18 protein-coding genes, 1 tRNA gene and 1 other annotated feature are annotated in these 19,629 nt (G+C 41.4%); of the genes, 14 read left to right on the top strand and 5 right to left on the bottom strand.

Features of this window, described 5'->3' with window-relative positions; translation table 11 throughout:
- Nucleotides 1-2 precede the first annotated feature (2 nt).
- A complete protein-coding gene (gene udp, locus BN3282_RS13415; protein WP_059069917.1) occupies nt 3-782 on the top strand; it encodes a uridine phosphorylase in 780 nt (259 codons plus the stop codon).
- Between the two features lie 91 nt (nt 783-873).
- Here udp and BN3282_RS13410 read toward each other — a convergent pair.
- Nucleotides 874-946: transfer RNA gene (locus tag BN3282_RS13410), tRNA-Thr, on the bottom strand.
- Between the two features lie 195 nt (nt 947-1,141).
- Between BN3282_RS13410 and BN3282_RS13405 the strand changes: the two genes are divergently transcribed.
- A complete protein-coding gene (locus tag BN3282_RS13405; RefSeq protein WP_059069915.1) occupies nt 1,142-1,471 on the top strand; it encodes a hypothetical protein in 330 nt (109 codons plus the stop codon).
- 28 nt (nt 1,472-1,499) lie between these two features.
- On the top strand, nt 1,500-2,198 hold the full coding sequence (locus BN3282_RS13400) for an NUDIX domain-containing protein (RefSeq protein WP_059069913.1): 699 nt from the start codon (nt 1,500-1,502) through the stop codon (nt 2,196-2,198).
- A gap of 180 nt (nt 2,199-2,378) precedes the next feature.
- Here BN3282_RS13400 and BN3282_RS13395 read toward each other — a convergent pair whose 3' ends face one another.
- On the bottom strand, nt 2,379-3,839 hold the full coding sequence (locus tag BN3282_RS13395) for a sodium-dependent transporter (RefSeq protein ID WP_059069912.1): 1,461 nt from the start codon (nt 3,837-3,839) through the stop codon (nt 2,379-2,381).
- Nucleotides 3,840-4,014: 175 nt separating this feature from the next.
- Between BN3282_RS13395 and BN3282_RS13390 the strand changes: the two genes are divergently transcribed.
- Together BN3282_RS13390 and pdxR are read left to right on the top strand one after the other, a co-directional pair.
- Nucleotides 4,015-5,682 (top strand): glutamine--tRNA ligase/YqeY domain fusion protein, encoded by a 1,668-nt coding sequence (locus BN3282_RS13390; protein ID WP_059070510.1) that lies wholly within the window; start codon nt 4,015-4,017, stop codon nt 5,680-5,682.
- A 109-nt stretch (nt 5,683-5,791) separates the two neighbouring features.
- Nucleotides 5,792-7,195, top strand: coding sequence for a MocR-like pyridoxine biosynthesis transcription factor PdxR (gene pdxR / locus BN3282_RS13385; protein WP_059069910.1), 1,404 nt, complete (start codon nt 5,792-5,794; stop codon nt 7,193-7,195).
- Between the two features lie 165 nt (nt 7,196-7,360).
- On the opposite strand, the gene BN3282_RS13380 is transcribed toward pdxR, so the two are convergent.
- Nucleotides 7,361-7,627 carry a hypothetical protein gene (locus BN3282_RS13380; protein ID WP_059069908.1) on the bottom strand — a complete coding sequence of 89 codons (267 nt, stop codon included), beginning with the start codon at nt 7,625-7,627 and terminating at the stop codon, nt 7,361-7,363.
- A 172-nt stretch (nt 7,628-7,799) separates the two neighbouring features.
- Here BN3282_RS13380 and cls point away from each other — a divergent pair, with 172 nt between their 5' ends.
- The gene (cls, locus tag BN3282_RS13375) at nt 7,800-9,359 is read left to right on the top strand and encodes a cardiolipin synthase (RefSeq protein ID WP_059069906.1); all 1,560 of its coding nucleotides are present in this window, start codon (nt 7,800-7,802) and stop codon (nt 9,357-9,359) included.
- Nucleotides 9,360-9,486: 127 nt separating this feature from the next.
- On the opposite strand, the gene BN3282_RS13370 is transcribed toward cls, so the two are convergent.
- On the bottom strand, nt 9,487-10,479 hold the full coding sequence (locus BN3282_RS13370) for a serine/threonine protein kinase (RefSeq protein WP_059069904.1): 993 nt from the start codon (nt 10,477-10,479) through the stop codon (nt 9,487-9,489).
- Between the two features lie 75 nt (nt 10,480-10,554).
- Between BN3282_RS13370 and BN3282_RS13365 the strand changes: the two genes are divergently transcribed.
- The 4 genes from BN3282_RS13365 to BN3282_RS15145 all read left to right on the top strand — a co-directional run bounded on the left by BN3282_RS13365 (nt 10,555) and on the right by BN3282_RS15145 (nt 14,741).
- Entirely contained in the window at nt 10,555-11,001 is a 447-nt protein-coding gene (locus BN3282_RS13365; RefSeq protein ID WP_059069903.1) for a transcriptional regulator, read from the top strand.
- A 122-nt stretch (nt 11,002-11,123) separates the two neighbouring features.
- On the top strand, nt 11,124-12,404 hold the full coding sequence (locus tag BN3282_RS13360) for an adenylosuccinate synthase (RefSeq protein ID WP_059069901.1): 1,281 nt from the start codon (nt 11,124-11,126) through the stop codon (nt 12,402-12,404).
- Between the two features lie 448 nt (nt 12,405-12,852).
- Nucleotides 12,853-14,265 (top strand): group II intron reverse transcriptase/maturase, encoded by a 1,413-nt coding sequence (gene ltrA, locus BN3282_RS13355; protein ID WP_059066294.1) that lies wholly within the window; start codon nt 12,853-12,855, stop codon nt 14,263-14,265.
- A gap of 308 nt (nt 14,266-14,573) precedes the next feature.
- A complete protein-coding gene (locus BN3282_RS15145) occupies nt 14,574-14,741 on the top strand; it encodes a hypothetical protein (RefSeq protein WP_162858251.1) in 168 nt (55 codons plus the stop codon).
- On the opposite strand, the gene BN3282_RS14780 is transcribed toward BN3282_RS15145, so the two are convergent.
- Nucleotides 14,727-14,969, bottom strand: coding sequence for a hypothetical protein (locus BN3282_RS14780; RefSeq protein WP_082667548.1), 243 nt, complete (start codon nt 14,967-14,969; stop codon nt 14,727-14,729). The genes BN3282_RS15145 and BN3282_RS14780 overlap by 15 nt on opposite strands.
- A 160-nt stretch (nt 14,970-15,129) precedes the next feature.
- Between BN3282_RS14780 and BN3282_RS13345 the strand changes: the two genes are divergently transcribed.
- The 4 genes from BN3282_RS13345 (at nt 15,130) to thrS (ending at nt 19,591) form a co-directional block, all read left to right on the top strand.
- Complete coding sequence (locus BN3282_RS13345) at nt 15,130-15,645, top strand: SEC-C metal-binding domain-containing protein (protein ID WP_059069897.1); 516 nt, start codon at nt 15,130-15,132, stop codon at nt 15,643-15,645.
- A complete protein-coding gene (locus BN3282_RS13340; RefSeq protein WP_059069895.1) occupies nt 15,646-16,371 on the top strand; it encodes a YdcF family protein in 726 nt (241 codons plus the stop codon).
- Between the two features lie 41 nt (nt 16,372-16,412).
- Nucleotides 16,413-16,620, top strand: a binding site (T-box leader).
- 131 nt (nt 16,621-16,751) lie between these two features.
- Nucleotides 16,752-17,618: an aldo/keto reductase gene (locus tag BN3282_RS13335; protein ID WP_059070508.1), complete on the top strand. Its 867-nt coding sequence runs from the start codon at nt 16,752-16,754 to the stop codon at nt 17,616-17,618.
- 38 nt (nt 17,619-17,656) lie between these two features.
- Nucleotides 17,657-19,591: a threonine--tRNA ligase gene (gene thrS / locus BN3282_RS13330; protein ID WP_059069893.1), complete on the top strand. Its 1,935-nt coding sequence runs from the start codon at nt 17,657-17,659 to the stop codon at nt 19,589-19,591.
- Nucleotides 19,592-19,629: the final 38 nt, after the last annotated feature.

The raw sequence follows: 19,629 nt of genomic DNA, 5'->3' as shown, positions 1-19,629 counted from the left end.
AGATGGTAGACTACACAGAAGGAGCCGGCATTCAGTATCATGTTGGATTGAAAGAGGGCGATGTGGGAAAGTATGTGATTCTTCCTGGAGATCCAAAACGATGTCAGAAGATCGCGCAATATTTTGAGAATCCTGTGCTTATTGCGGACAGCAGAGAGTTTGTTACCTATACGGGCACACTGGATGGAAGAAAGGTAAGTGTGACAAGTACCGGGATTGGCGGTCCATCTGCTTCTATCGCTCTAGAAGAATTGTGTAATTGCGGTGCAGATACCTTTATTAGAGTAGGCACCTGCGGCGGGATGCAGACAGAGGTGTGCGGAGGTGATCTGGTAATCGCCACGGGTGCTGTTCGTATGGAAGGAACGAGTAAAGAATATGCGCCGGTTGAGTATCCAGCGGTTCCAAATCTGGAGGTGACAAACGCTCTGGTTGAGGCGGCAAAAAAGGAGAACGTTTCTTATCATACAGGAATTGTTCAATGTAAGGATTCTTTTTATGGACAGCATCAGCCGGAAAAGCATCCGGTGAGTTACGAGCTGACCGAAAAATGGAATGCATGGCTGCGTATGGGGTGTATGGCGTCAGAGATGGAATCAGCAGCATTATTCATCGTAGGAGCATACAGAAGAGTGAGAGTGGGATCTGTTTTTTTGGTCGTGGCAAATCAGGAAAGAGAAAGACAAGGACTTCCAAATAAGCAGGCGCATGAAACAGATTGTGCGATCAAAGTTGCGGTGCAGGCAATACGGGATATGATCCAAAAAGAAAAGTTAAAATAAAAGCAGATCTTTGTATATAAAAATGACAGTTATAAAAAATGCGTATTCTGAAATGAGTCCACACTTTTTATAACTGTCCTCTTTGTTAAAAAGCTGCCTAGCGGACTTGAACCGCCGACCTCCGCCTTACCAAGGCGACGCTCTACCTACTGAGCCAAGGCAGCCTGCATTACAGTTGACTGTCACTGTACACAACGATATAAATATACAACATAATATAGAGTGTTGTCAAGAATTTTATAGGTTATATTTTGAAGAAAAATGCCACGATTTTTTACAAAATGTTAAAATGTCCGGGACATATGATATACTTAGAATAGAGTTTAAGGTGTGAAATCGGTACGGTTAAGAGAAGAAATATGAGAGTACCTAAAAGAGAAGAGTTACTGCCTCTTTGTGCCGCATTGAAAGAAATGACGGTTTTTCTTGAAAAAGATGCCAAGAACAGGAAACCTTATTTTTATCGCTTTCTGAACGCAATGGAAAACAACATCCGGATAGGCATGTATTTTAGTGCAGAGGATACAGAACAGCTTGGGAAAATATTAGTAAGAGACTGGAGTGCTGCAAATGACAAAATAGTTGGAATACCGGAGTATTTTTCTTTTTTGAAAGCAGAAGGCAGGTCCACGGAGGATATACTGCTGTTTATAAGTCTTATAGAAAAGATCGGGGTATTTTTTAGATGAATATCAGATAAAGAAGGGAGCGTTTAGTATGCCGGCATTTTTAAAAGATGTTTCTTTATTTCAAGGAACCGGAGAGAGAGATGAGAAAGGACAGACACTGGAGGAATTCTTGGAAAAATATGATCCGTATAAATATAAGACGCCTTGCTGCACAACAGATGCCGTTGTATTTTCCTATAATACGGATCTGATCAAAAGTGTAGATGAATTAAGTATTCTGCTTGTTAAACGCAGAAATCATCCCAGCATCGGTTTCTGGGGGCTGCCGGGAGGTTTTATTGATTTGGAAGAAAATCTGGATGAAACAGCCAGAAGGGAATTGGAGGAAGAAACCGGTGTATATGGAATCACAATGGAGCAGCTTGGAACCTGGGGGAATTATGACAGAGATCCGCGGGCGCGCGTGATAACGACGGCATATATGGCATTAGTAAAAGAGGCGGAAGTAAAGGTACAAGCAGGGGATGATGCCGCAGATGCACTCTGGTGGAAAGTTTGTTTGAAAGAACTAGACACTATAAAGAAAGGGGAGTGGCTCTGTACAGAATATCTTCTTCAGCTGGAAAATAAAGAAAAGAAGTTAAGAACAGAAGCGGTTATAGAAAAAGAAAAAAAAGCGGGAATAATCTGTGAACAGAAATTTTATGTCAGAAAACAGGGGCAGATAGCGGCAGATCATGCGGCGATCATAGTACAGGCTCTGTTAAAATTAAAGAAAAGATTGTAATATACAGCTATCGCGCAATTATTTTTCGAGCGCTTCCGCAGTGTTAGCTCAATTCCGCTTACGTTCCATTTCGCTATCGGCGATCGCCGAATAAAAAGAAACAGATCATACCCTGTTTACATGCAGGCATGACACATGGTATGATCTGTTCTTTTTGCATTGTTTGTTGCTTCGTTAAATTTATAGTTTGCTTTTTTTGCGGCTGACGGCTAATATCATGAACAGGAAGGAGAATGCGATCAGCATCCATATTACGAATACAGAGGTGCTTTGTTTGCTGAACATATCGTAATATCCTTTCAGGTAAATGATGACAACGATCCACGGCAGTACATATGTCATATATCCACGGATGAATTGCGGGAATTTTAATCCTTCTCCAGAGTTAGCCTCCTGAATAAAATTCTTCCATCCCCATCCATTTTTATGGGTACAGAAAAGCAGATATACAACGGAGCCCAGAGGGAGGATATTGTTGGAGACCAGGAAATCTTCCAGATCCATAATATTTGTACCTGCTCCAAGAGGCTGTATTTCAGATAATATATTAAATCCGAGAATACAGGGAATATTTAACAAAGTGATCAGTACGATGTTGATCCCAACAGACTTTGTACGGGAAAAATGGAACAGATCTATACCGAAGGAAACTATATTTTCAAATACGCCGACAATGGTGGACAATGCGGCAAAGAACAAAAATAGGAAGAACAAAGCTCCCCACAGACGCCCGCCCGGCATTTGAGAGAAAATGTTGGGCAAGGTGACAAAAACAAGACCTGGACCTACATCAGGTTCTACGTTGAATGCAAAACAGGCAGGGATCACGATGAGTCCGGCGGTGAGGGCTACGAAGGTATCAAGCAGTACAATACTTAAGGATTCTCCTGTTAAAGAACGGGATTTGTCCAGGTAACTTCCAAAAATGGCCATACCGCCCATTCCGATACTCAGGGTAAAAAAGGCCTGGCTCATAGCGCCAAAAATGACATTTCCTATGCCGCTTGCCTTCATTCTCTCAAAATCTGGTATGAGGTAAAATTTTAATCCTTCAGCAGAACCAGATAAAGTGACGGAACGAACAGCAAGAATAATCATGATAGCCAGAAGGCAGAGCATGGTGATCTTCATGATCTTTTCTACACCTTTTTGCAGGCCGATACTGCAGATCCCAAAGGCAATCAAAATGACAATGACAGTCCAGAAAAGAAGGCGGTATGGAGATTGGAGCATGGCATCGTATTTCTGCGCTACCTGTGCGGATGTAACATGTACAAATTCACCTTTTGCCATACGGAAACAATAGTAAAGCATCCATCCGCCGACACAAGAGTAGAACATGACCAATATATAATTTCCTGCGATCGCAAACCAGCGGGTATAATGCCAGCGTGAATGCGGCGGCTCAAGAGCATTGTAAGAAGTGGCGATACTTTTTTGACTGGCACGTCCTACACTGAATTCACAGACGATGATCGGCATACCGAGAATGATCAAAAACAAAAGATAGATCAATATAAATGCGGCGCCTCCGTATCTTCCTGTCATATATGGGAATTTCCAGACATTTCCCAGACCGATGGCACATCCTGCGGAAACCAAGATAAAACCAAGACGGGAACCAAATTTTTCTCTTTTCATATAAATAGTCCTTTCAAAATTAAAAATACTTTTCTAAGTATAGCATAGATGTGCATAAAGGGAAATAGGAAAACGATGAAGAACCGGTAAGAGAAAACAGCAAGACAGACCTTGTGGAGGCTGTCTTTTTATGGTAAGATTAGTGGCAGAAAAGTTTGAGATTGAGGAGGAACTTATGGAAAACGAAATCATTTCAAAGAACTTTATAGAGCAGGAAATAGACAAAGATCTCTCGGAAGGCGTTTATGATCATGTCTGTACACGTTTTCCCCCGGAACCAAACGGTTATCTTCATATAGGACATGCGAAATCTATTCTTTTAAATTATGGGCTTGCACAGAAATATAACGGTGAATTCCATATGCGTTTTGATGATACAAATCCTACGAAAGAAAAGGTAGAGTTTGTAGATTCCATCAAAGAGGACATCCAATGGTTGGGCGCAGATTGGAAAGAACACCTGTATTTTGCTTCCAGTTATTTTGATAAAATGTATGAATGTGCAGTGAAGTTGATACAAAAAGGGAAAGCATATGTGTGTGATCTTTCTCCAGACGAAATCAGAGAGTATCGCGGAACATTGACGGAACCGGGGAAGGAAAGTCCATACAGGAATCGTAGCATAGAAGAGAATCTGGAATTATTTACCGCTATGAAGGAAGGAAAATTCCAGGATGGAGAAAGAGTACTGCGGGCGAAGATAGATATGGCTTCACCTAATATTAACATGCGGGATCCGATCCTTTATCGTGTGGCGCATATGAGTCATCATAATACAGGAGATGAATGGTGTATCTATCCGATGTATGATTTTGCGCATCCGATCGAGGATGCGATCGAGGGGATCACACATTCTATCTGTACATTAGAGTTTGAAGATCACAGACCACTGTATGACTGGGTAGTAAAGGAATGTGAATTTGAAGCTCCGCCGCGCCAGATCGAATTTGCTAAATTATATTTGACAAATGTAGTGACTGGAAAAAGATATATTAAGAAATTGGTAGAAGACGGCATTGTTGATGGTTGGGATGATCCGCGCCTTGTTTCCATTGCAGCACTTAGAAGAAGGGGATTTACACCGGAGTCTATCAAGATGTTTATCGACATGTGCGGTATATCGAAAAGTCAGAGTTCTGTGGATTATGCGATGTTGGAATATTGTATCAGAGAGGATCTGAAGATGAAAAAGCCAAGAATGATGGCAGTATTAGATCCGATTAAATTGGTGATCGATAACTATCCGGAAGGGCAGACAGAGTATCTGGATGTAGCAAATAATCTGGAAAATGAGGAACTGGGAAGCCGAAAAGTGCCATTCTGCAGGGAATTATATATAGAAAGAGAAGATTTTATGGAAGAACCTCCTAAGAAGTATTTTCGTCTGTTTCCTGGAAATGAAGTGCGTCTGATGCATGCGTATTTTGTGAAATGTGTAAGTTTTGTAAAAGATGAAAGCGGTAAAGTGACAGAAGTGCACTGTACTTATGACCCAGAGACAAAGGCGGGCAGTGGTTTTACGGGAAGAAAGGTGAAAGGGACAATTCATTGGGTACCGGCTCCTTATGCTCAGAAAGCAGAAGTGCGTTTATATGAAAACTTGATCGATGAGGAAAAGGGCGTATATAATAAGGAAGATGGTTCCCTTAATTTAAATCCGAATTCTTTGAAAATCGTGAAAGATGCATATGTGGAACCGAGTTTTGAAGGTGCAAAAGCATATGACAGTTATCAGTTTGTAAGAAACGGATATTATTGCATAGATTCGAAAGATTCCAAACAGGATGCATTAGTGTTCAATCGGATCGTTTCTTTGAAAAGTTCCTTTAAACTTCCGAAATAATAGAAACTGCAAAACATAGATGGCAAGATGGTAAGGGCAGGTATCCTAAAAGATAGGACCTGCCTTACTTTTTGAAGAAAGTGGACTGGTTGAGAAAGAGGGAATTTACATGAACGAACTAACCATTCATTTGCAGCCAGATACGGGTATTCCCCTGTATGAGCAGATTTATGCTTATATTAAACAAGATATACAGGGAGGCAGACTGAAAAGCGGAGAAAGGCTGCCTTCTACAAGGCAGCTTTGTCAGTATCTGGAGATCAGCAGGAGTACGGTGGAATTGGCTTACGAACAGCTTCTGTCAGAAGGCTATGTAGAAGCTAGGCCATGTAAGGGATACTTTGTGTCAGAAATAGAAGGACTTTACAGTTTGAAACGTCCGGTAAAAGCGATAGAAGAAGAGGTAAAACATAAAGAAAAAAAATACCGGTATGATTTTACACCCAATGGAGTGGATCTAAAAAGTTTCCCCCATAATGTATGGAGAAAACTTTCCAGAGAAAGTCTGGGGGATGACCAGGCGGAGATGTTCCGTCTTGGGGATCCGCAGGGAGAATATGGACTTAGAAATGCGATCAGCAGCTATCTGCATCAGGCGAGAGGGGTGAATTGCCAGCCGGAACAGATCATCGTCGGGGCGGGAAATGATTATCTTTTAATGCTGCTGACGACGATCATAGGAACAGATCATAAAGTGGCGTTGGAGAATCCGACCTATAGGCAGGCATATCGGTTGTTTGAGAATCTTACTTATGAAGTATGTACTGTTGGTATGGATGAAAAAGGTATGTGTATTCCAGAATTGGAGAAATCAGGAGCAGATGTTGCCTTCGTGATGCCATCTCACCAGTACCCTTTAGGGATTGTGATGCCGATCCAAAGAAGGATCGAACTTTTGAAATGGGCAAATGCAGCAAAAGGGCGGTATATAATCGAAGATGATTACGACAGTGAATTTCGATATAAGGGGAAGCCTATTCCTGCCCTGCAGGGTTTTGATGCGCAGGAAAAAGTCATCTATACAGGGACGTTTTCCAAGTCGATCGCTCCTGCTATCCGAGTGGGATATATCGTATTGCCAAAACCGCTTTTAACGGTGTATATGAAGAAATGCCGATTTTTAAATTCTACGGTTTCTAAAGTAGATCAGTTGATCCTGCAGAAATTTATTGAAAATGGATACTATGAAAGACATCTGAATAAGACACGCGCACTATATAAGAACAGGCACGATGTACTTCTTGGCTGCCTGAAAGAGGGAAAGATCAAGTGTAAGATTTCTGGTGAGAATGCAGGCGTACATCTGCTGCTTCATTTCTCAGGTGAAAATGAAGAGACACTGATAGAAAGGGCTGCTCAAAAAGAAGTAAAGGTATATGGGCTTTCGGAATATTATGTGGAAGAAAAAAAAGGAAGACAGGCAAAAGAAGCGATTATACTTTTAGGTTATGCCAATATGGGGGAAGAACAAATAAGGCAGGCTGTAAAACTGCTTTCAGAAGCGTGGAAATGATGTAAATAATAAAAGACACTGTAGGAAATGGATGTGTTTTCCAAAAGTTAAACTTTTATTGCGTAGTAGAATTTTTATCTGCTACGCATTTTTTAGACATAAAAATACCGACCTCTAATCGTGATCTAACTTTTGGGGGTCGGTACATCGCGGTGTTTTTTATTATCATTTACTTTCTTTTTGGACATCAGATTCCTTTTTCGTAAGTTCTTTTTCTGTATCTTCTTTGTCATTTTTCTGAAGTGAAACGTATTCTCTGTCAGAAACTGGCTTTAAATCTACATCTAGATCTTCATCTTCCGTTAAATCAGGAGCGTCTTCGGTACACGCGTTCTCCTGAAGGCAGCTTCCCTTGCAGAAATAGGAAATAATAAGTCCGATGGCTGTTCCTGCGGCTGCCAGAATCAAAAACCATTTAAAAAATTTTTTCAATTTGACGTTCTCCTTTCTGTCAGATGACTGCCGATATTTAAAGAAACAGGCAGATAATCCACTTTTATTGTAATACTTTTTTTACAAAAACACAATACTCTAGATTTATTGCAGCTGCAAATAAATTGTGATACACTAAATATGCTATCAGCAGAAAAGGAGCAAAAGAGAAATGGAAAACAAAGCCGTAAAAAAAGCAAAAAAAGGAATTTTAAGTGTGGTATTCAGCCGTACAGCTTTGCTATTATCGTTGGTGCTCATACAATTGCTTTTTATGTTCACAGTTGCAACGATCCTGCATGAATATGCCGTTTATGTATATGGGATCGCTTCACTGATCGGAGCAGGTGTGATCGTGTATATTATCAATGAACGGGGAAATCCGGCTTTTAATATGACGTGGGTTCTTTTGATTTTGATTTTTCCGGCGTTTGGATGTTTATTTTATCTTTATGTGAAGTCGCAGATTGGAACACGGTATATAGGGAAACGTCTGAGCAGACTGCGGATGGAGACGGCTCCGTATATGGAACAGAGCGAGGAAATTATAGAAAATTTAAGACAATATAAGCCGGCAGATGCGAATCTTGCTTATTATATGAAGCATCAACTGGATTTTCCTACCTACCAGAATACGCAGATGGAATATTTTCCGAGTGGAGAAGCGTGGTTTTCTGTATTGATGGAAGAACTGAAAAGAGCAGAAAAATTCATCTTTATGGAATATTTTATTGTGGCGGAAGGAAAGATGTGGGGCGCTATTCTGGAACTTCTCAAAGAAAAGGTGAAAGAAGGAGTAGAAGTCCGTTTTATGTATGATGGTATGTGCAGTATTTCACTGCTTCCATACGGTTATCCTAAAGAAATCAGAAAATATGGAATTGCATGCAAGATGTTCAGTCCTATACGTCCGGTGCTTTCTACGACACAGAATAATAGGGATCACAGAAAGATCTGTGTCATAGATGGAAAGGTAGGATTTACAGGGGGATTGAATCTCGCAGATGAATATATCAATGAAAAAGAGAGGTTTGGTTATTGGAAAGATACAGCAGTTATGCTAAAAGGGGATGCAGTACAGAGCATGACAATGCTGTTTTTACAGATGTGGAATGTGACGGAGACACAGCCAGAGGATTATAAGGCATATCTGACGAAAATGAAGTCGAAGGTGTTAAAAGACAGCGGCTTTGTCATTCCCTATGGAGACAGTCCTTATGATCATGAAAATGTAGGAGAAGAAGTATATTTTCATATTTTAAACCACGCGAAAAAATACGTACATATTATGACACCGTATCTGATCTTGGACAATGAAATGCTGGATACATTGACGCATGTGGCTAAAACAGGGATTGATGTGAGCATTATCATGCCGCATATTCCGGATAAATGGTATGCATTTGCAGTAGCTAAGACATTCTACCGAGATCTGATACAATCTGGAGTAAAAGTGTATGAATTTACACCGGGGTTTGTTCATGCAAAAAGTTTTGTATCTGATGATGATACGGCGGCGGTAGGTTCTATAAACTTAGATTATCGCAGTTTATATCTGCATTATGAATGTGGGATCTTTATTTATGATAATCCGGTAGTTACATCAATAGAACAGGATTTTCAGGAGACACTGAAGAAATGTCATCTGGTGACATTGGAAGATGTGAAGCGAGTAAGTCTGTTTATGAAACTGTGCGGACGTATATTAAGGCTGATAGCGCCTTTGATGTAAAAAAATTTACGGAGCATGAATGTATAAAACGTTTCATGCTCCGCAAAGATCGCACTGCGGCAAAAAGGCGTCATGCTGCTGAAGCAACCCGCCGCAGGCGGAGAATTCTGCACTGCAGAATTCTTTTTTATTGCAGTTCAATTGTTTTTGTTCCAAGCTCTTCGCCCATAAAGCTGGCCACTGCAGTTAAAGTAACAGGTTTGTCCGCATAGTTGGCATTATAGGCAATGCAGGCAGTAACTGTACCGCCTGGTTTGACCTGGGCTATACTTGCATTTACAAGCTCATCATAAGGAGAACCGGTTGGAGTCATACCAGCGTTTAAAGTTTCTACTGTCGCGTCTGTTTCCTGAGTTGGCGTCATATAAAGCGGCCATACGGCAGCCGCAGAAGCCGCAGGTATGCGGCGCAAAAGAACAGAGTGAAGTTCCTCCACATTGGAAAAACGGTTTGCGGGATCGATCTGCGTACATTTTACGATTATATCCGACAAAAATATATCTGAGGAAAGTTTCTGTGCAGGGAGTTTTCCTGTAAGCATATAATTGATGAGAACACCCGTAGAATAAATATCACTTCTTTCGTCAGTCTGACCAAATCCAAACTGCTCAGGTGAAGCAAATCCAGCTGTTCCAAGAAGCTGTGTGTCTCTTGTTTGCCCGTCTTTTTTGATTCGCGCAATTCCAAAATCGATTAATTTTACGACATGGTCTGTGGAAATGATAATATTTCCAGGAGTAATATCACGATGTATGATTCCTCTTTTATGCAGAAAGAATAAAACATCACAAAGCTGCAAAATATATGTGCGCACTTCTTCTCTGGAAAATGTGCGTCCCTGCTCTACGGTCTGAAAAATGGTTGCTCCGCTGATGTATTCAGTCAATGCATAATAGCAGCCATTGCATGTATAAAGCGCATATATTTTAGATAAATTCGGATGTGTATACTCTTTAAGAACTTGGTATAGTTCATATTGCTCAAAAGTCAGCTGCTTTTTGACGGCGAGACTGCCTGTAGAGTTTTCCTTTACAAGAAAGGCAGAACAATTTTCTGTATCTTGCAGAGGTGAAAGAATTTCATATGCATTTTCCAGATAATTACCTTTTAGATCGGACATGGGATACCGCCTTTCTTGATTTTTTCTATAAAGTATTTTATCATAAGTCATATATTTGTAAACTAGATTTCCAAAATGCGTAAGGAAGAAGGGAAAAGCGTGGGAGAAAAAAGTACGGACGAATTATTGAAAATATTAAGAAGTAAGCAGAATTTTGATGAATATTTAAGAGAAGAACCTGCATTCTACACAGGAAAAATGGAAGATGAATTAGCGGAACTGCTTACAAAAAAGAACTTGAAGAAAGCCGAGATCATCAAGCGTTCCGGGCTGGATAGGACGTATGGCTATCAGATTTTTTCGGGTATACGTAAGCCGACGAGGGATAAACTACTTGCTCTGGGTTTTGGCATGGGACTCACAGTGGAGGAAATGCAGAGACTTCTGAAGGTTTCAGAATATCCTGCTTTGTATGTGAAGAACAAGCGGGACAGTATCATTTTGTTCTGTCTGGATAAAGAGGTATCGTTGATCGAGACAAATGAACTTCTTTATGAAATGGAAGAAGCTGCAATAGAATAAGAGAAGAATAGGAAAATAACATTTTACATAATGGGAAAAGTATAGTATAATTCATACGGCGGTTCTATTATGTCAGAAACGCTGTGAATGATGAAAAAGCAAAATACGCAGGAGGGTTTAAAATGGTAAAAGCAGTAGTTGGTGCAAACTGGGGCGATGAAGGAAAAGGCAAGATCACAGATATGCTCGGTAAAGAAGCTGATATCATTGTCCGGTTTCAAGGCGGAGCAAATGCAGGCCATACGATTGTAAATGATTATGGGAAATTTGCGCTGCATACACTGCCTTCAGGAGTGTTTTACAGCCATACGACCAGTATTATCGGAAACGGAGTGGCGTTGGACGTTCCGGTATTATTCAAAGAAATGCAGACGATCGTAGAACAAGGGGTGCCAAAGCCAAAGCTTCTTGTATCTGACAGAGCACAGATGGTCATGTCTTATCATAAGAATTTAGATGCCTATGAGGAAGAACGACTGGCAGGAAAGTCATTTGGTTCAACAAAGTCAGGAATCGCGCCATTTTATTCTGATAAATATGCCAAGATCGGTTTCCAGGTCAGTGAACTGTTTGACGATGCTTTGCTAAGAGAAAAGGTTGTCCGTGTGGCAGAACAGAAAAATATTCTGTTGGAACATTTGTACCATAAACCATTGATAGATCCTGAAGAACTATATAAAGAACTTATGGAGTATAAAGAAATGGTAGCGCCATATGTGTGCGATGTTTCTTTATTCCTACACAAGGCTATAAAAGAAGGGAAAAATATCCTTTTGGAAGGGCAGCTTGGCTCCCTGAAAGACCCGGATCACGGTATTTATCCGATGGTAACATCTTCTTCGACTCTGGCAGCTTACGGCGCGATCGGCGCTGGTATTCCGCCTTATGAGATCAAACAGATCATTACAGTATGTAAGGCATATTCCAGCGCGGTAGGAGCAGGTGCCTTTGTCAGTGAAATATTCGGTGAGGAAGCAGAAGAATTAAGAAGAAGAGGCGGAGATGGTGGAGAATATGGCGCAACAACAGGTCGCCCAAGACGGGTAGGCTGGTTTGACTGCGTGGCATCTAAATATGGATGCAGAATGCAGGGGACGACAGACGTTGCGTTTACTGTTCTGGATGTTTTGGGATATTTAGAGGAAATTCCTGTCTGTGTAGGATATGAAGTGGACGGGGAAGTAATCACAGATTTCCCGGTTACTCATCTGCTTGAGAAAGCGAAACCCGTATGGAAGAAGCTGCCAGGATGGAAGAAAGATATCCGCGGCATAAAGACCTATGAAGAATTACCGGAAAACTGCCGGAAATATATTGAATTCGTAGAGGAACAGATTGGTTATCCGATCACGATGATCAGCAATGGCCCAGGCAGAAATGACATTATCTACAGAGAGAAATAAAAGATGAGAAAGAAAAGTACTGTATCGAGAATGATGCAGTACTTTTTTGTGTGCGCCTTGCGGCGCACGTCGCTAATGGGTGAAAGTCCCTAATCCGCCCTAGTAGTGGGAAGGATACAGCCAAGACCAAGGGTGTCGTGGGTGACTGCGAATCTGAAGGAAGGTGGAGGCAAATCTCTGGTCTGACGAACAGAAATCACATGAGGCTATAGTTAAGGATAAGGTTGCACAACAAACTAAAGTCCAATAACTACTCGGAATTAACTATAGTATATGTGGCAGATATATGGAGAGAAAGTGACGTGTGGTACCAAGGGAGATCTTGTCAGCAAGTGGAAACAGAGTAAGAAACTTGTAGTAACAATGAATGGCGAGAAGTCAGCAGAAGCCATAGTAAACCGATGGTTGCAAACATCGGCGAAGGGCTGAACTTTAGGAGGCACAAGCAATGAATGTAACTGAAAGTAGATTTAAGAACAGACAACTTCATATAGAGGACTATCTGCAAATGGTATCTGCGGAACAGAGAGAGTATGCAGAAGTGTTCGACTACTCTAAGATTACTGAAAAGAGCGGTGTCATCACAGACTATTGGACGAACAATCTTTTGGAATTGATTTTGCGGAAAGATAATCTTAACAATGCCTATAAGCAAGTCAAAAGAAACAGAGGCAAAGGCGGAATCGATGGTATGCAGGTGGATGAACTTCTGCCCTTCCTTAGAGAAAACCAAGAAACCTTAATCCAAGAGATAAAGGGAGGGAAATATAAACCCAACCCAGTGCGAAGGGTAGAAATACCCAAAGAGACAAAAGGCGAGTACAGAAAGCTGGGAGTACCTACGGTTGTCGATAGAGTGATTCAACAGGCAATCGCTCAGGAACTGTCTCCAATCTTTGAGGAGCAGTTCTCAGAGAACAGTTTTGGTTTCAGACCGAAAAGAGGGGCACACGATGCCCTAAGACAATGCCAAAAGAATGTAAATGATGGCTACGTATATGTAGTGGATATGGACTTGGAAAAGTTCTTTGATACCGTATGCCAGAGTAAGCTAATCGAGGTGTTGTCACGAACCATCAAAGACGGCAGAGTGATTTCATTGATACACAAATACCTGAATGCGGGAGTGATAGCAAACGGGAAGTTTGAGCGTACAGAAGTAGGAATGCCACAAGGTGGACCATTGAGTCCGTTGCTCAGTAACATAATGCTAAACGAATTGGACAAGGAACTGGAACGCAGAGAGGACAGATTTGTCCGCTATGCAGATGACTGTATGATTTTCTGTAAGAGCAGGAAGAGTGCAGAAAGAACCCTGAAGAACATCATTCCGTTTATTGAAGGAAAGCTTTTCCTAAAGGTGAACCGGAAGAAAACAGAAGTGGCTCATATCAGCAAAGTTAAGTATCTCGGTTATACCTTTTATAGATACAAAGGCAAATGCAGATTCAGAGTACATCAAAAGTCAGTAGTCAAGATGAGAAATAAAATCAGAGAGCTTACTGATAGGAACAAAGGCATTAGCAATGCAGAACGGGAAAGGAAATACCAGGAGTATGTGCGAGGATGGGTAGAATACTTTAGACTTGCAGATATGAAAGGACTTCTCAAAATAACGGACGAATGGGCAAGGCGTAGAATCCGGGCGGTCTATTGGAAACAATGGAAGAAAATCAAAACAAAGTATCGAATGCTGAAAGCATTGGGAATGGAACATTGGAAAGCAAAGGAACTCGCTTGTAGCAGAAAAGGTTACTGGAGAATGGCGAAAGTCTTGAACCAAATCTTTTCAAAGAAAATAATAGCCAAGCTAGGATATACATCCATGCTTGACTATTATCTGGTAGTTTGTGAAAACTAAGGAACCGCCTAGTACTGAACGGTATGCTAGGTGGTGTGAGAGGTCGGCTAATCAATTAATGATTAGCCTCCTACTCGATATAGTATGACGGTTTCCGTATAGCGGGAAAAGTGCTGATAGTATTAGAAGATCCAAAATAAGAATTTCTTAAGAATCAGATAATCAAAACTTTAGATATTTTCCATAAGGAGGACACAATTGACAAGTATAATAAAACTATGTTAAGGATAGAAAAATATTTTTAGCATATTTTGAAATAGGGGAGAATATAATATAAAGCTGAGGTTTAATTAAAAGGAGGTATTTTTATGCGTCAGAGCAACATGGGAAGAAGCCAGGAGATAATATCGCTGGAAGAATACCTGCAGAAAAGACTAGCGATAAGGGAAAAAGAGTCTTTGGAAAATTCACATAAGAAAAAAAGAGCAGAAGAAAACACAACTGCTCTGGAATTAGCCGAATTACTGTATGTCTGACTGATCGTCGGTATGTATGTCTGATCCTATCTCTTGTCTGTTGGCCAGGCGGTAGACGAGAATGCAGGCATATAAAAGAACAGGGAGCAAGATGGTCAATGCGACAGAAGCCGCCAATAATTTAAGAGAAAATGCTGTATCAATAAAGGCAAAGACGAGTGTGCTGCCATACATACAGACAAGCAGTACGACCGTTATAAAGGCGAGAATACGTTTAGATTTTTTCATAGGGACTCCTTTCTATAATGCTTCTATCCAGTATTTATGAGAAACAGATGTGTCGAAAAACCGATGCAGAATCATTATATACCAAATAGTAGTTTACGGCAAAGAAAATTTGGTATATAATAAGTTCGCGGTTGAATTTTAGATAAAGGAGCAATATACAATGAGTGAAAAGAGTTTATTAGAACAGTGGAGAGCAGCTGCTTATAACAGAGAACTGTCCAAGGATCAGTTGGAAAAATTCTGGGGAGATTACTTTCAGATAGAAAAAGAAATATATGAAAAACTTTTGGCGGAGCCGGATGTGGAAGTGAAAGGAACCGTAAAGGAACTGGCGGAAAAATATGGGCAGAACGTTATGACTATGGTAGGTTTCCTGGATGGGATCAACGATAGTCTGAAAGCAGAGAATCCAATCGAGACGATGGAAGAGGATACAGTCGTAAGTCTGGGATTTGATAAAGAAAAGCTGTACAAAAATATGGTGGATGCAAAGGCAGATTGGCTGTATGAATTGCCGCAGTGGGACGCCATTTTTGATGAAGAGACAAGGAAACGTCTCTATCGTGAGCAGAAGCAGTCAGGAACGATCCGTAAGGAAAAGAAGATCGGCAGAAATGATCCTTGTCCATGCGGAAGCGGAAAGAAATACAAAAAGTGCTGCGGAAGAAATGTATAGATGAAAATATATTTTTTGTGTGCGGGTATTTTAGGGATCTTGTATTATCTGATACTTGCGTTTTATTCAAAAAGGTGGAATTCCACATTTACGGGATTCTGGCTGGCGGCAGGCGGTGCACATATATTTCTCGGATGTGTACCGCTTTCTTTTGATATAAAAAAAGTTCTTTTTGTTTTATTGGTGTTTGGCTGGGGGACTTTTTTGATTGTTGAGAGTTGTATTTTACGGGCTATGCGAAATTCCGGTAAGGGACATGCGGCGTATCTGATCGTGCTTGGGGCGCAGGTACGAGGAAGAAAAATAACGGATTCTCTCCTTAGAAGGTTGGATGCTGCAATACCATATCTGCTTCAATACGTGGAGACAACAGTGATCGTATCAGGAGGACAAGGGCCAGGAGAAGATATAACAGAAGCAGAGGCAATGGCAGAGTATTTAGAGAAACAAGGGATTTCCAGAGAGCGGATCATAAAAGAAGAAAAATCTACATCTACAAGGGAAAATCTGCGTTACAGCCGGCAGTTTCTAAAATCGCCGGAAGAATCTGTCTGTATCGTCACAAATGATTTTCATCTGTATCGGGCGCTTATAACGGGCAGGCAGGAAGGGTATAGGAATGTATCCGGGATTGCGGCAGCATCCAACCCGATATTCCAGTTAAATTATCTGGTGCGGGAGTTTTTTGCTGTTCTTGCCCTTTGGACTTTTGGAAAATGCAGTTGACAAAAAGAAGAAGGATGTTATAATGAGGCTATATGAAAAAAGACAATACGTTGATGAGAAGAGTAGGATGAGGAAAGGACACAGAGAGGGAAGTCAAAAGGCTGGAAGCTTCCTGTTGCGGAACCATCTGAAAACTACCTCGGAGTGACTGCAAAACAGTCCGGTGATACCGTTATCATTATAAATGAAGTGGTTCTGGCTTCTGCCAGCTCAAATAGGGTGGAACCGCGGGAATATCCCGTCCCTTTCTGTATTTAGCAGAAAGGGACTTTTTATGTGTGAAAGTACGAAGCTGTTTTTACATAGAGGCAAAAAAGTCCAGGGATACCGGCATGGACAAGAGACCTTTTTTGAGTGAAGAGGAGAAAGGAGCAGGAAAAATGAAGAGCATATATGATTGTTATACATTAAGTAATGGATACAAAATTCCCTGTATGGGATATGGTACGTATAAAGCGGCTGAAAAAAAGAATGCAGAGATCATAAAGAGCGCTATAGATGCGGGATACCGATATTTTGATACCGCTTCTTTTTACGGCACAGAGGAATATCTGGCAGAAGCGATCGCAATGAGTGGACTTCCAAGGGAAGCGTTTTTTATTACGACAAAGCTCTGGAAAGATGAGATGGGTTATGAGAATGCCAAAGAAGCGTTGGAGAAAAGTTTGAAAAGGCTGAAAACAGACTATGTGGATATGTATCTGATACACTGGCCTCTTCCAAAACCTGGATACAAGGAGTGGAAACAACTTGACAAAGAGACGTGGAGAGCCTTGGAAGATCTATATGAAGCAGGAAAGGCAAGAGCGATAGGCTTAAGTAACTTTCTCCCTCATCATATAGAAAACATATTGGAGGACTGCCGTATAGCACCGATGGCAGATCAGCTGGAATTTCATCCTGGCTATAGTCAGGAGGCGGCGGTGCAGTATTGTCAGCAGAGAAATATTCTGGTGCAGGCATGGAGCCCGATAGGAAGAACACGGGTCTTAGAGGAAACTCTTATAAAAGAACTGGCGGAAAAGTATCATGTATCTGCCGCACAGATCTGCCTGCGGTACGCAGTGCAAAGAGGTGTGGCGCCGCTTCCGAAGTCGTCTTCTTTGGAACGGATGAAGCAGAATCGGGATGTATTTTCTTTTACGTTAAGCACAGAGGATATGTATCGGTTAGAGACAATGCCCCAGTGCGGTTGGTCAGGAGAACATCCGGACCGTGAAAGAGTACCTGCACAGCAGGTGGGATAAGAAGAAAGAAAAAGTGTTGAGAAAGGATGAATGAGCAAATGAAAATTACGTTAAAAGATGGTTCTTGTATGGAATATAAGGAAGGAAAATCTGTGATCGAGATCGCGGCGGACATCAGTGAAGGGCTTGCCAGAGTTGCGACAGCAGGAGAAGTGGATGGAGAGATCGTGGATCTGCGTACGGTACTTGATAAGGATTGTGAATTGAATATTCTTACTTTCAATGATGAAAAAGGAAAAGGGGCATTTCGTCACACAGCTTCTCATATTATGGCACAGGCAGTTAAGAGGCTTTACCCGGAGACAAAACTGGCGATCGGCCCTTCTATTGCAGACGGTTTTTACTATGATGTGGACAGAGATACACCATTTACAACAGAAGATTTAGAAAAAATTGAAGCAGAGATGAAGAAGATCGTTAAAGAAAATCTTGCCATTGAGCAGTATACAATGCCAAGAGAAGAGGCACTTGTATATTTCCAGGAAAAGAATGAACCGTATAAAGTAGAGTTGATCGAGGATCTTCCAGAAGGAGAAACAATCAGCTTTTATTCCCAGGGTGAATTTACAGACTTATGTGCCGGACCGCATCTGATGACAACAAAGCCGGTAAAAGCGTTCAAATTGACTTCTCTTGCGGGTGCGTACTGGAGAGGCAGTGAGAAAAACAAAATGCTGCAGAGAATTTACGGGACAGCTTTCCCAAAGAAAGCAGAGTTAGAAGAATATCTGCATATGATGGAAGAAGCCAAAAAAAGAGATCACAGAAAATTAGGAAAAGAGTTAGGGCTTTTTATGATGAAAGAAGAAGGACCGGGCTTCCCGTTCTTTCTGCCAAAAGGGATGGATCTGAAAAATACTTTGTTGGAGTATTGGCGTGAAATCCATCGTAAAAACGGATATGTGGAAATTTCTACTCCGGTGATATTAAGCCGTCATCTTTGGGAAACATCGGGACACTGGGATCATTATAAAGATAATATGTATACGACAGTCATTGATGAAGAAGACTTTGCAATAAAACCGATGAACTGTCCCGGCGGAATATTGGTGTATGAATCGGAGCCGCGCTCTTACAGAGATCTGCCGCTTAGGATGGGAGAACTGGGGCTGGTACACCGGCATGAGAAATCAGGGCAGCTTCACGGTCTGATGAGAGTACGGTGCTTTACGCAGGATGATGCGCATATTTTTATGACACCGGAACAGATCCGCGGAGAGATCAAGAATGTAGCAAAGCTTATAGATGAAGTATATAGCTTATTTGGCTTTAAGTATCATGTGGAACTTTCTACACGTCCGGAAGACAGCATGGGCAGTGACGAGGACTGGGAGATGGCGACAGACGCTCTTAGAGGAGCACTGGATGATCTGCAGCTTCCTTATGTAGTAAATGAAGGGGACGGCGCATTCTATGGACCAAAGATAGATTTCCATCTGGAAGATTCAATCGGCAGGACATGGCAGTGTGGTACGATCCAGCTTGATTTTCAGCTGCCCCTTCGATTTGAACTGGAATATACAGGAGACGATGGAGAAAAGCACAGACCGATTATGATACACAGAGTAGTATTTGGGTCCATTGAGCGTTTTATCGGAATACTGATCGAGCATTTTGCAGGCGCTTTCCCAACCTGGCTGGCACCGGTACAGGTAAAAGTGCTTCCTATTTCAGATAAGCATATGGAATACGGGCAGAAAGTATTAAAAGAGCTGGAAGACGCTGGAATCCGTGCTGAGATCGACAGCCGCGCGGAAAAGATTGGTTATAAGATCAGAGAGGCACAGATGCAGAAGATCCCATATATGCTCGTTGTAGGAGCGAAAGAGGAAGAAGAAGGGCTTGTTTCTGTCAGAAGTCGTTTTGAGGGAGACGAAGGACAGAAAAAAACAGGAGAATTTATCTGCAGTCTGAAAAAAGAAATTGCAGAAAAAGCAGTGCGTGAAGTGAAAAAACAAGATTCGAATAAATAAAAAAATACAGGGCATAATGATATTGAATCTGTAAAAAA

Origin of the sequence: Mediterraneibacter massiliensis (assembly GCF_001487105.1) — a bacterium.
GTDB lineage: Bacteria > Bacillota > Clostridia > Lachnospirales > Lachnospiraceae > Mediterraneibacter > Mediterraneibacter massiliensis.
Note: the sequence above shows the minus strand (reverse complement) of the source record. Positions and strands in the feature narration are given on the sequence as shown.